Source organism: Streptomyces sp. NPDC014907 (assembly GCF_055562975.1).
Genome location: NZ_JBVHEG010000002.1, coordinates 568635 through 581480, shown reverse-complemented (window position 1 = coordinate 581480; position 12846 = coordinate 568635). Strand labels below are relative to the sequence as shown.

At 74.1% G+C, this 12846-nt stretch carries 7 protein-coding genes and 1 CRISPR repeat array; of the genes, 2 read left to right on the top strand and 5 right to left on the bottom strand.

The window, feature by feature from the left end; genetic code table 11:
- Positions 1-117 precede the first annotated feature (117 nt).
- Positions 118-1464: an esterase-like activity of phytase family protein gene (locus tag ACZ3IL_RS07990; protein WP_467387737.1), complete on the top strand. Its 1347-nt coding sequence runs from the start codon at positions 118-120 to the stop codon at positions 1462-1464.
- 119 nt (positions 1465-1583) lie between these two features.
- Here the strand turns inward: ACZ3IL_RS07990 and ACZ3IL_RS07985 are convergent, their stop codons facing one another.
- A complete protein-coding gene (locus ACZ3IL_RS07985; protein ID WP_467387735.1) occupies positions 1584-3242 on the bottom strand; it encodes an IucA/IucC family protein in 1659 nt (552 codons plus the stop codon).
- Positions 3243-3319: 77 nt separating this feature from the next.
- Here ACZ3IL_RS07985 and ACZ3IL_RS07980 point away from each other — a divergent pair, with 77 nt between their 5' ends.
- The gene (locus ACZ3IL_RS07980) at positions 3320-5110 is read left to right on the top strand and encodes an IucA/IucC family protein (RefSeq protein WP_467387733.1); all 1791 of its coding nucleotides are present in this window, start codon (positions 3320-3322) and stop codon (positions 5108-5110) included.
- A 113-nt stretch (positions 5111-5223) separates the two neighbouring features.
- Positions 5224-5619: direct repeats of the CRISPR family, unit length 30 nt; unit sequence GGGACCATCCCCGCATGCGCGGGGACCACA.
- Positions 5620-5888: 269 nt separating this feature from the next.
- On the opposite strand, the gene ACZ3IL_RS07975 is transcribed toward ACZ3IL_RS07980, so the two are convergent.
- From ACZ3IL_RS07975 to ACZ3IL_RS07960, 4 genes are all read right to left on the bottom strand, one after another.
- The gene (locus tag ACZ3IL_RS07975) at positions 5889-6872 is read right to left on the bottom strand and encodes an RNA polymerase sigma-70 factor (protein ID WP_467388207.1); all 984 of its coding nucleotides are present in this window, start codon (positions 6870-6872) and stop codon (positions 5889-5891) included.
- A 200-nt stretch (positions 6873-7072) separates the two neighbouring features.
- Positions 7073-8314 (bottom strand): NAD(P)/FAD-dependent oxidoreductase, encoded by a 1242-nt coding sequence (locus ACZ3IL_RS07970; RefSeq protein WP_467388205.1) that lies wholly within the window; start codon positions 8312-8314, stop codon positions 7073-7075.
- A gap of 974 nt (positions 8315-9288) precedes the next feature.
- Entirely contained in the window at positions 9289-10398 is a 1110-nt protein-coding gene (locus tag ACZ3IL_RS07965) for a hypothetical protein (protein ID WP_467387731.1), read from the bottom strand.
- A gap of 460 nt (positions 10399-10858) precedes the next feature.
- Positions 10859-12706, bottom strand: coding sequence for a TerD family protein (locus ACZ3IL_RS07960; protein WP_467387729.1), 1848 nt, complete (start codon positions 12704-12706; stop codon positions 10859-10861).
- Positions 12707-12846: the final 140 nt, after the last annotated feature.

The following is a 12846-nucleotide window of genomic DNA, read 5'->3' as shown; positions in this document are numbered from 1 at the left end:
GCGTTCACCCAGGGCTCGCCCCGGCGTCGCGGACGCGTCGCCCCGCGTTGTGGCCGGAAATGGACCATGGGCCCGCCTTCACCGGCGACCACCATGTGTACGAGGGAGTTCACCCAGATGATTCCGCGCCTCCTGCGCCGCCGACCCGCCGCCGCGGTCCTGCCGCTGTCCGCCGCGCTCGCCCTCACGGTGGCCGGGGGGACGGCGGACGGGGCGCCGGCGCACCGCGGCCACCCCGCTCCCGCAGGCCGCGTCGTCTCCACCGCGACCCTGCCCGACATCCCGCTGTCCGCCTTCAGCAACGCCCTGATCCGGGGCAGCGTCACCGACGACCGGGGCGTGGACCTCGGCGGCATCGGCAGCGACCTCTACCCGGCCGAGCGGCCCGGCGAGTACTGGACCGTCACCGACCGGGGCCCCAACGGCCAGATAGCCGTCGGCAAGGACAAGCGCCGCACCTTCCCCGTGCCCGGCTTCGACCCGGCCCTCGTGAAGGTCCGCGCCACCGGCGGCCGCCTCCGCGTCCTGGAGGCCGTCCCGATCACCACCTCCCACGGCGCCCCCGTGACCGGCCTGCCCAACCAGCCCGGCCGCGACGAGGCCCCGTACACCCACGACGCCTCCACCCCGCTCCCGTACGACCCGAACGGCCTCGACACCGAGGGCGTCGTGCGGGACCGGGACGGCAGCTTCTGGCTGGCCGACGAGTACGGGCCGTCCCTCGTCCACGTCTCCGCGAAGGGCCGGGTCCTCGCCCGCCACGTCCCCAAGGGCCTGAACCTCACCGGCGCCGACTACCCGGTGGTCGAGTCGCTGCCGGCGGTCTTCCTCCAGCGCAAGGTCAACCGCGGCTTCGAAGGACTCGCCCTGCTCCCCGGCGGCGACCTCGTCCTCGGTCTGCAGAGCCCGCTGCTCAACCCCGACAAGGCCACCGGCGAGGAGTCCCGCACCACCCGCCTGCTGCGCTTCTCCCCGCGCGCACAGCGGGTCACCGCCGAGTACGCCTACCGCTTCGACCCGGTCGGCACGGTCGAGCCCGGCCAGACCAAGACCTCCGAACTGAAGCTGTCCGCGCTCGTCGCGCTCGGCGGCGACCGCCTCCTCGTCCAGGAGCGCACCGACAGGGCCGCCCGCCTCTACGAGGTCCGCCTCCGCCGCTCCGACGACATCCTGGGCTCCGTCCGGGACACCGCGAACGCGCCCACCCTGGAGCAGCTCGACGACCGGGCGGCGGCGCGCGTGGTCCTGGAGAAGGACCTGGTGATCGACCTCACCACGGTGAACGGCGTCCCCGGCAAGATCGAGGGCGTCGCCGTCAGGGGCTCCTCGACCCTCGTCCTCCTCAACGACAACGACTTCGGGATGACGGACGGCCCCGGGGCCTTCGACGCCCGGGGCCGGCTGGTCGACAGCGGCGTGGAGACCACCCTCGTCGAGGTGAGGCTGAACCGCCCCGTTCGTTGAACCGCCCCGTCCGCTGAACCGCCCCGTCCGCCGGCCCGCGCACCGCGCCGCCCGCCGGTTCCGTGGACTCCCGCCGGTCCCGTGGACTTTCGTCGGCCTCCGTCCCGTGGGGGCGCCTCCTACCGGGAGGCGCCCCCACGCAGCGGATTGGCCAGCGGCACGTAACGGGCGTCGGCCCCGTCCGCGTCCAGCCAGCGCAACAGCAGGTTGGCCTTGGCGGGCACGTGGGGCGCGTCGAGCAGCGCGCGCAGCTCCGCCGGACCGCCGTGTTCCGCCGCGTACCCGGCGAACACCGCCCGGGCCGACGCCCAGAGTCCGGCCTCCAGCCCCCGACGGTCCGGGCAGCGGTCGGCGAGGGCGCCGGCGATCCCGGAGAGGTTGTTCGTCACCAGGCAGTACACCAGCCGCTCCCAGGCGTCGGCGGCGCGCAGGGCGGGGGCGGACGGCCCCCGCCGTTCGAGGAGGCCGCGGTGCCGCTCGGCGACGAGCCGCACCCCCTCGTGGTCGCGGAAGACCACCCGCGCGGGCAGGCCGGACCCGTCCACGCCGACGAGGACGTTCTGCAGGTGGCACTCGATCACCAGGCCGTGCCGCTGCCAGGCGCGCAGTACGGGCGGCACCAGCAGGTCGAGGTAGCCCCGCCACCAGAGGAGGGCGCGCTCCGGGGTCAGCCCGTCGAGCGGATCGCCGGGGAAGCCCTCGGCGACGCCCGCGGCGAGCAGCGGCGTCACCCCGGGCGGCAGGTGGGACCGCAGCCCTTCCCGCACGACGACCGCGAACCCCTCGTAGGCGCGGCGCCCGCCGAGGTCGGCGGTGCGGTACCCCCGGTCCGCGAGGACGGACGCCGCAGGCATCCCGTCGAAGACCGGCGCGAGGAGGTCGCGGACCGTCCGCAGCCACCGCAGGTCGCGCAGTTCGAGCCGCCGGTTCGCGTTGGTGATCCGCACGTCCAGGCCGAACTTGCAGAACAGGTCCGTGTCCGGCAGGTACACCGTCCGCACGGAGGAGGTCGGCACGGCCCGCTCCGTCCCGGTCCCCAGCCGCACCAGCCGCCCGTCGCGGAAGGCGGGCACGTCGCCGAGGAGTTCGAGCTCCCAGGGGTGGGCGGGCAGGGCGACGTACCCGTCCGGGAGGACCCCGACGCGCGGCCCGCCCCGGGCGCCCCCGGTGCCGGGGTCGGCCGGGCCCGCCGGGGCGTCCGGGGCGTCCGCGACGGCCCGGGAGACCAGGGCGTCCAGGTCCGACGCGTCGCCGTCCTCCGCCACGGCGTCGGCCCGCACGCCGAGCATCTCCAGCGGGAAACGGGCGTGGGCCTCCGGGGCGTAGGGCAGCCAGGACCCGGGCGCGCCCGCCCCCCGGGCCTTGGGCGCCGGATGGTACCGGTGACCGGCGAGCAGCGCCTGCTCCGACCGCAGGTACGGATCGTCCGGCGGGGTCGCGGAGGCCCGCGCGTCCCCCAGGGCGGCGATGGCGTCCCGGCTGCCGGCCATCTCGGCGAGGAGGGCCCCGTTGGTGACCCCGGTGCCGCGTTCGAGTTCGCCGGCCGTCAGCGCCACGAGGTCCTCGAAGGTCAGCGGGAGCCAGCCGTCGCGGGTGCGGACACAGGGCTCGGCGGGCCACCGGCCGGCCCGTACCCGCAGCAGACGACCGGTCGCCGGCAGCAGGAGGACGCGGTGACCGGCGCTCCCGCCCGGCGCCGGCCGGGCCACTTCGCGGATCAGGCAGTTGAGGAGGGCGGTGGCCGACAGGGCGTCGGCCCGGTCCCCGGCATCACTCACGACAGCGCCTTCCCGGTCCGTTCCGGCGGACCGGTGCCCGCCGGTAGGGACCATCCTGCGCAGGGTAGGGAGCCTTCGTGCACCCCGACGACCCGACACCCCGTACCCCGGAGGAGGCCTTCGCGACCGGCCGGGAAGCGGCCGCCACCGGCCCGGAACCGCTCTTCGCCACCGGCCCGGAATCGGCCTTCGGCACCGGCCCGGAACCGCTCTTCGCCACCGGGCTGGAATCGGCCTTCGCCGCCGAACTCGGGGAGACGGCCCCGGCCCTCGCGGCCCCCTACGCCGAGGCGCTGCCGGCCGCGCGGGCGGCGGTGCTCGGCAGGCTGTGGAGGGCGCTGCTCCACGAACCGCTGCCGGGCACGGCCGCGCGCGACGGGCACGCCGGGCGCGTGGAACTCTCCGACGGCCGGGTGCTGACCGGCCCGCCGCGCGGGGCCAGAGACCTGGTGGTGCCGGGCGAGGAGACGGCCGTGCGGCTCGCCGGCCGCGCGTACACCCATCCGGCCGTCCTCATGACCGCGCTCGGCCTGCCGGGCTCCGGCACCCTCGTCGCCGAACTGGACCACAGCACGGCCTCGCTGGCGCTCTCCCGGGCGGGCGCGGCACGGAACCGCGGAACACCCGGGGGAGGGGCCCCGGAGGGGGAGCCCCCGGAGACGCGCTCCCTGGAGGACGCGGAACAGAGCGTCGTCGACGGCCACCCCTACCACCCCTGCTGCCGCAGCCGCCCCGGCTTCTCCGTGGCGGAACAACTCGCGTACGCGCCCGAGCACCGCCCCCTCGTCGGCCTGGACCTGGTGGCGGTCCCGGCGGCCCTGTGCCGGGTCGCGGGGGAGTGGCCCGACCGGCTGCGGGACGGCGACCGGCTGCTGCTGCCCGTACACCCCTGGCAGAGCACGCACGTCCTGCCGGAACTGGGGCACCGGCCGTACGCCACCGGGGCGATCCCGGCGCGCCCCCTGATGAGCGTGCGGACCCTGTCCCCGCTCGGCGGGGGACCGCACCTCAAGACGGCGCTCCGCCTGCGGATGACCAGTGCGGTCCGCGACATCTCACCGGGCGGGGTGGCCGGCAGCGCCCCCGTCTCGGCCCTCCTGGCCGAAGTGACGGCGGACCTGTCCGGCACCCTGCGGATCACGCGCAACGTGGCCGGGGCGACGGCCGTCGTCGACGGGGAGCCCAGCGCGGACCTCGCCGTCCTGCTGCGCGAACCGCCGACCGGGGCCGCGCGCCCGGGACCGGGGGAGCGGATCGTGCCGGTGGCGGCCCTCACCGCGCGCCCCGCCGACGACGGACCGCCCCTGATCCGCAGGCTCCTGGCGCCCACGGACCGCCCGGAGACGGCCGCGGACTGGCTGGCCGCCTTCGCGGACCTCGCGGTGCCCGCCCTGGTACGGCTCCTGGGACGGGGCGTGGCGCTCGCGGCCCACGGACAGAACCTCCTGGTCGTCCTCGACGCCCACGCCCGCCCCCGCCGCCTCGTCTACCGCGACCTCGCCGACGTCCGCCTGAACCCCGCGCGCCTGGCCCGCCACGGGTTCGATACGTCCCGGATCACCGGCCGGGTCGTCGAGGACGATCCGGCGGCGCTCCGGACGATGCTCCTCGGCCAGCTCTTCGGCACCACGTTCGCGAGCCTGGTCTCCGCCCTCGCCGGACAGGACGGGACGACCGGGACCCGCCTCTGGTCCACGGTCGCCACCGCCACCCGCCGCGCCTGCGACACCCTCCGGACGGCCCCGGAGGACCGGGCGGCCCTCTTCGCCCCGGAACTCCCGGTGAAGGCCCTCACCCTGATGCGGTTCGACACCACCGCCGGGGCCGGAGACCGGTGGGTGTTCCTGCGCAACCCCCTCGCGGGCTGAGGGGGAACGGGGCGGGGCGGGGAGGGGAGGCCCGGGTCCCACCGGCCGACGACCGACACCGGCCGAGGCGGCACGGTGACCACTCATGTGGGCCGCGACGGTGCCCGAGTGCGGGGACCATCCCCGCATGCGCGGGGACCACATCGACGTGTACAAGGTCGCCGACGGCGGCCTGGGACCATCCCCGCATGCGCGGGGACCACAGGAGCGAGTGCGTGACGTAGATCGTCACGTCGGGACCACCCCCGCATGCGTGGGGACCACCGCGCGCTCCTCGACCCGGGCTACCCGGCGCAGGGACCACCCCCGCATGCGCGGGGACCACTCCTGGCCGCCGCCGGGCCACTGCCCGACGCCGGGACCACCCCCGCATGCGCAGGGACCACAATCGGGCTCGATCGAGCAGGATGCGGATATCGGGACCACCCCCGCATGCGCGGGGACCACAGGCTGCCGTCCGGGTTGCGCGGCCGTGTGGCGGGACCACCCCCGCATGCGCGGGGACCACAGGAACTGACCTGCGGCTTCACATAACAGGGCAGCGAATTTTACCCACTTTGCCAAGGCTCGACTTGACGCGGATAAGGGGGTGAAGGCGCATTCTCGCCCTCCTCCTTGTCGTCCAGCCGACTCGTTCCATTCTGTCCGGGATGCTTGGTCCGATGGTAACGAGCTGCCCCCGAGGCGGTATTGGCCAGGCGCGGCCGACCGGTGGGTGTCCCCGCCAGGTCCCCACCCGTCTCCCGCCCGGCGGGTAGGCGGGCAGGCGGGCCTGGGTTCACCGGAGGGAGAGCGGGGTCTCGGACGCGACGCGGGTCAGTTTTTCGGGGTTGCGGACGTAGTAGAGGGCGGTGATGCGCGCGTCCTCGACCCGGATCGTCATGACGCCGTCGAACTCCCCGTCCAGGAGGACCGCGAGTGCCGGCCCGCCGTTGACGGTGGTGGGTTCGCAGGTGACGGTGACGCCGGTCCTGCGGGTGCCGCCGAGGTAGAAGCGGGCCACCTTGTCGGCGCCGACGACGGGCCGTACCGCCGCCTGCTTGATGCCGCCGCCGTCGCTGACCAGGACGACGTCGGGGGCGAGCACGTCGAGGAGGCCCTGCAGGTCCCGTGTTTCGAGGGCGCGCCGGAACGACTCCGTGGCCGCCCGGGCCTCGCGCGGGGAGACCACCCGGCGCGGGCGGCGCTCGTCGACGTGCAGACGGGCCCGGTGTGCGACCTGGCGGACGGCGGCGGTGCTCTTGCCGACGGAGGCGGCGATCTCGTCGTACTCGAAGCCGAAGACCTCGCGCAGGACGAAGACGGCGCGTTCGGTCGGCGACAGCGTTTCGAGGACGAGCATCATCGCCGTCGACACGCTCTCCGCGAGTTCGACGTCCTCGGCCACGTCCGGCGCGGTGAGCAGCGGCTCGGGCAGCCACTGGCCGACGTACGCCTCCCGGCGGCGGCTCGCCGCGCGCAGCCGGTTCAGGGCCTGCCGGGTCGTGATCCGGACGAGGTAGGCGCGCCGGTCGCGCACCCGCTCCAGGTCGACCTCGATCCAGCGCAGCCAGGTCTCCTGGAGGACGTCCTCGGCGTCGGCCGCCGATCCCAGCATCTCGTACGCGACGGTGAAGAGCAGGTTGCGGTGGGCGACGAACGCCCCGGTCGCGGGATCGACGGTGGGGTCACCCGTGTCCACGGTCTCCTCTCCGCCCCTCCCGCCGTCCGTTCCCCCGCCGGTCCCCGTCCTTCCGGCCGCGGCCACCGCCCCCTCCTCCATCACCGGCCCGGCGCCTTCCTCACGCGGCTGGGCATCCTCCGTGCCCGGCCCCGCGCTCTCCCCACGCGGCTCGGCGTCTGCCGCGCCCGGTTCGGTGTCCTTCCTGTCCGGCCCCGCGTTCTCCGGCCCCGCGTCCTCCGCGCCCGGTTCGGTGTCCGCCATGCCCGTCCCCGTGTTCTCCACGCCCGATCCCGTGCCCTTCATGCCCGGCTCCGTCCGTCGGCGGCCTCCGGAAGGGCGTCCGCGGCGAGATCCTTCCGCCGGAGGTCCGCCGGGGCAAGCCCCGTCCGTCCGGCGCGCAGCAGCCGCCGGCGCCTCGTCCCGCCCGGGAGGCGGTGCAGCCGGTACGAGCCGGGCCGGGCCGCCTCACCGGCCAGGTGCCCCACGATGCCCGCGCACACGGCCTCCTTGAGCTTCGCGCCGGCGCCCCCGTCGATGTGGAACCACATCGCGGTGTCGTCGCGGGCGAACTGGAAGATGCCGTCGTTCCGGCCCAGGCTGATGCACTGGCCGGCGAACAACTCGCGCAGCGGCCGGGGCCGTTCCCCCGCGATCCGGTCGAGCACCGTGTCGGCGGCCCGCGCGCCCAGCGGGATCGCGGCCTGGCAGCTCATCCGCAGCGGCAGGCCCGACGGCGCCGCCGAGTCCCCGGCCGCGACGACACGCGGGTCGTCCACACTGGTCAGCGTCTCGTCCGTGAGCAGACGTCCGAGGGGGTCGGTGCTCAGCCCGCTGCGCGCGGCCAGGTCCGGCACCCCGAACCCGGCCGTCCAGACGGTCACCGCGCTCGGCAGCTCGCGGCCGTCGGCGAGCCGCACGGTGTCACGGGCCACCGCCGTCACCTTCGTGCCGGGCCCGTCGAGCACGGTCACTCCGAGCCGGGCCAGCCGCCGGGCCACGGACCGCCGGCCCCGGGGGTGCAGGTACGGTCCGAGGGGCCCGCCGCAGACGAGGGTCACGGGGCGTCCGGCCCCCGCCAGCTCGGCGGCGGTCTCGATGCCGGTCGGGCCGCCCCCGACCACGACCACCGGGGCCGTCGCGGGCGCGGCGCCGAGCGCGGGCCGCAGTCGCTCCACCTCTTCCAGGGTGGCGAGCGGATGGGCGAACTCGGCCGCTCCGGGCACCTGCGGATCGGCGCTCCCGCTGCCCACGGCGTAGACCAGGTAGTCGTAGCCGACGGTCCCGCCGTCCGCCAGCGTCACGGTGCGCCCGGCCGCGTCGATCCGTACGGCGGTGTCCACCACAAGGCGGACCCGTTCGCCCAGCACTTCCCGGTACTCCACGACCGCCTCACCGGTCCCGCCCGCCAGCTGGTGCAGGCGTACCCGGTGCACGAACGAGGGCCGGGGGTTGACGAGCGTCACCGCCACGTCGCCGCGCAGCGTCAGGCGGTTGGCCGCCATGACACCGGCGTACCCGCCGCCGACCACGACCACGCCGATGCGTCCGGCGGCCTCGGCGTTCTGGGTGTTCTCGGCCTTATTGGTCTTCCCAGCGGTACCGGTGTTCTCAATGTTCCCGGTGTTCCCGGTGTTCCCGGTGTTCCCGGTGTTCCCGGTGTTTCCGCTGATTCCACTGGTTCCGTTGTTCCGGGTCACGATGTCTCCTCCGCTCCAGGGGGTTCGACCTCAAGACACCGCCCGGCCGTCCCCTGTGACAGGGAGTGGCGCGGATCACTTCAGCGGCGGTCACTGCGGCCCGTCCGCCGTCGGGCCTGCCGGCGCACCTGGAACCGGGCGGCGAAGTCCCCGGCGCCTCCTTCGGCCTTCTCCGGGGGATCGGAGGGCCCTGACGGCCGTCGGCCCTGGGGCGGTGCCGCCGGGGCCGGAGAAGAGGAAGGAGGTGAGGGGCCCGGCCCCCTGGCTTCGGTCCGACCGGTCCGCGCGGGGGTGCGACCGCTCGATGCGAGCGAACGGTCTCCAGCGAGTCGCGCGGGGAACAACCCCTGCGGGCCTGCGCCCCGCCCCGTATGCCGAAGGACCCCCGGCCGCTGCCCGGTGCACCGGCGCCCAGGAGCGTCGTGCTTCCCCGCGGACCGCCCTCGGGATCGCCCAGAGGCATCCGCGTCTTCCGGGGGCGCGGCGGGGGACTCGCCACCGACTGTCCGGCGACCGTCTTCGGCCCTGACGGAACCCGTCTCCACCCCCGACGGCGCCGGGGCCGTCCCCACCCTCAAGAGGCAACGCTGAAGATCCTTGCTCGTAGCTCGTAGCTCGTAGCTCGTAGCTCGTAGCTCGTAGCTGCGCGAGGAGTACGGGCGTTGTTCTCGGCCGTGCACCTCGGCGTCCGGTCCGAAGGACGCGGCGGCACCGTATCCGGCGGTCCGGGGAGGGAGCCCGTTCGATGTCATGTGGTTCGGCGTGTGGGAGTGGGAGACGTGCGTGTGTCCGGACGTGGCACTGCTCCCGGGGGCCCGTCACCCGTCGAAACACCGCCAGGGGATGCCGAGCCGATCGAGCGGCTTCAGCGCACTGCGGTGAGAAGCGCCGATCCAGACGTCGATCTTCCCCTCCTCCCCGCTCGGGCCGATGCTCGCGACAAGGCCGCGGCCGACCAGGAAGTCCGTGGGCGCGTCGGCGGGCAACAGGAACGGCCGCAGGGGAACGCGCTGGAGGCAGCCTTCGAGTGCCGGAAGGAAATCACGGGGAAGGTTGCCGCAACCGGCCTGGTAGTCGGCGGAGATCGCGGCCTCGTACAGGGAGAACTGCAGCAGGAACCTGCTCAGTGGTTCCGGCTCGGGCACCGGACGGCTGTCTTCGAACCATACGGTGGGATCGGTGTCGATCGACCCTGGCTCCCAGGGGATCGCCCAGGTCCAGCCGCCCTGACACTCGACGCCGAAGACGAGGTACCGGCCGCTGCGATCGGGATGTATCCCGTTGACCGGTTTGATGCGATGGTGGCGGCCGAGGACGGCCGGACGCCGCACGGCGAGGCGGTAGAAGTCGGCCAGTGCTCGCGGGACGGAATCGGACGTGTCGGCGACCGGCTCCTGGGAGCGGGTTGCCGGGTACCAAGTCGTCAGGAAGCGCTCGAGGGCCCGACCGGTGTTCGTCTGCACGTCGTCGAGCCAGTCCACGGGCGGGATCGGAGACGCCGCGGCCGTTGGCCGGACCCGGTCGAGGACCTCGCGGCTCAGTGGTGGACTGATCCGCAGGTGGCAGCGGAGGATCACGCCCTCACTCGCTTCGCACCATGAGACCTGAACGACGCCGAGGTACAGGCAGCTGCCGTCAAGCCGGACGAAGAGGTGTACGGGCGGCTGTGGAGGTGCGTCCGCCGCGGTGAAGGGCGTGGGCCCCATGAAGCGTGAGGTGACCGCAGCAGGGGCCGGACCGACCAGACGGAACTCCTGATCGCTCCATACGCCACTGCTTCCCGCCGCGCCGCCGGGGTCAGCGATGATCACCGTCGACGAAGGGCCGGCAACGACCATTGCGCCGGGAACCGGGACTGCCTGGCCGTCTGGACCGGCAAGACCGAGAGCCGCATCCACATCGACCCGGGTGAGGAGGTCAGGGTTCATCGCCGAAGCGTATGCGTCGGAACGATCAGCCGGGGGCGGCGCCGGGGAACCCCGGCCCGGGATCTTCGACCGACGGGGTCCCTCACGGGGGCGAGCGCCTCGCCGCGTGCCTGACCAGGCCTGTCCGGAGGCGGGCCGACGGACGTTCGCCCCGATGCCGTTCCTCGCAGGGGGCGTTACCCGGACCTGGCGCCGTAGGGGAGGACGTCCTTCCGGCCGCCGGCGGATCCGGCGGTGTGAACGGTGGACAGCGGTCCCGTGCCGTCGTCGGCGCCGCACCGGCGCGCTCCCCCGTGGCCCTTCGGGCGCGGGGGTGCCTCCGGTCGCGTTGCCGCATCGCCCCGGTACAGCCGGTACCGGGGCGGCCCTCCGCCTTGCGATCGCACGCACCGGGCGCCGCCGGGCCTGCCCTCCGGGCAGACGACGCCACTTCCGGCACACGCCTGGCAGGCGACGAGGATTACTCCACGTCGACCCCGTATCCGCGTACGAGGGTTTCCAGATCATGGTCGTAGCCCTGGCCGACGGCGCGGAAGCGCCACCTCGGGCCCCGGCGGTAGATCTCGGCGAGGAGCAGGGTGCGTTCGCTGGTGGCGGCGTCCAGGGTGGCTCGGGCCGTGGCCGGAGCATCCACACCCGGTGCGAGGGTCATCTGGACCGCTCCGATGTCCCCGAAGGTGGCGGCACCGTCGATGGCGGCGGCGATCGCGATCCTGTGGGCGGCGGGAGGCAGTGCCGCGAGGTCGATGGCGATGGTCTGCTCCGTCGGACCGTCACAGAGGAGACGGACGGCTCCGTCGGGACTTTCCGGCGCGCTGTAGAAGACGAAGTCCCCGTCGCAGGAGGCTTGCTCGTCCCCGTCGAGGACGAAGGCGACGACATCGACCTCACAGTTCGTCTGCTGTGCCCAGGAGGCACTCACGTGCCAGTGGTCGACGGGGGGAAGTGCGGGGAGGTCGACGACTCCGCCGCGCGGCAGGACATCGGTCACCGCACCGTCCTGGGTGGGGACGTCGGGCGGCTCGGAGACGGGGGCACCGAGCCATCCGTGTGCGTGGACCGGAAGCTCCAACGCGGTGATGCGGGGCATGCGGCGGTCGAGTTCGCCCCCGGGCAAGAGGACGACGTCGGTGACGCTCGCCGAGAGGTTGATCGCGGCGGTCCCACCCAGCTCGACGACTCTGGCCCGGGCAGCGGACGCCTCCTCGTGGGTGCCGCCCAGGATCAGGATCCGCCGACGGCCGAACGGCTTGGCGGAATGCCTGGGTTCGGGCTGCCTGGGCGCAGGCACGTCCGCGACAACCGCGGTCGCGGCGGGGGACGACGTCGGCGTAGTGGGCGGTGTGGACGGGGCCGCCGCTACCGGGGTCTTCTTCGGAGTCTGATTTTCGTGCGGTGTTCCGGGACGCACCTCTCCCAGCAGCTTGAGGAACGCGTGCTCGTCGATGACCGTGACGCCTTCGGTGACCGCGCGCCGCGCCTTCGCCGAGCCCGAGGCGGTGTCATTGGTGACGAGAGCGCTGGTGTGCCGACTGACCGACGACATGATGTTCAGGCCGGCGGTGACGGCCCGGGCCACCAGCTCGGCCCGGGACGTCGCCGTCTCGCCCGTGATGGCGATCTTCATGCCCTGGACGAGCGGACCGCCGGGTGCCAGGCGACCGGGGTTCCGGTAGGCGCATGGAGTCTTCGGTGGATTGGGCGCGAACTGTGGATCCTGCCGAGGGGGGCAGGACACCAGTGGCAACGGGACGTCCAGCCGTGCGGCTTCGGAGAGGGAAGACCGGAAGATCCCCGCGAGGACGCGCGTGTCGTCCAGCGCGTCATGGGCGCGGGTCTGCGGCACGCCGTAGTGGGCGGCCAGCGACGCCAGGCTGAGGTCGACGGAAGGCGGCTCCACGCGCCGGTTCAACGCCAGGGTGCACAGCCGCTGGGTGACGGGGAGATAGAGCCGGGCGCGGGCGAATTCATGGGCCAGGAAGTCGTAGTCGAACTGTGCGTTGTGGGCCACCATGACGCGGTCCTGCAGGAGCGCTCCGATCCGTCCGGCTACCTGCTCGAAGGTCGGGGCGCCGCTCAGCCGTTCCGCGGTCAGGCCGTGGATGTGCACGGGGCCGGGGTCGCAGCCGGGGTTCAGCAGGGTGGAGTACTCGTCGGTCTGGGTCCCGTCCGGCCCGAAGGTCAGCACCGCGATCGAGAGGATCCGGTCACGCCGGGCGATCAGGCCGGACGTCTCCACGTCGACCAGAGCCCAGTCGTACGCGTAGTCGGCCAGGTGTGACACGTCGGGTGCGGCGGCGAGGGACATGACGCTAAGGATGATCCGGGCACGATCGTGGATTCAACCCGAATGCCGATTTGTCCACTCGGCCCTGTCGGACGGCTGTCCCGGAACTTCGGGCCGTTTTCGGGCCGTCCGGCCGCCGAAGGCCGCTTCCGACCGGTTCC

Excerpts from the sequence above, each read along its gene's own strand:
- ACZ3IL_RS07990 (WP_467387737.1), top strand. The coding sequence starts at position 118 with ATGATTCCGCGCCTCCTGCGCCGCCGACCCGCCGCCGCGGTCCTGCCG.
- ACZ3IL_RS07975 (WP_467388207.1), bottom strand. The coding sequence starts at position 6,872 with ATGGAGGAGGGGGCGGTGGCCGCGGCCGGAAGGACGGGGACCGGCGGG.
- ACZ3IL_RS07965 (WP_467387731.1), bottom strand. The coding sequence starts at position 10,398 with ATGAACCCTGACCTCCTCACCCGGGTCGATGTGGATGCGGCTCTCGGT.
- ACZ3IL_RS07960 (WP_467387729.1), bottom strand. The coding sequence starts at position 12,706 with ATGTCCCTCGCCGCCGCACCCGACGTGTCACACCTGGCCGACTACGCG.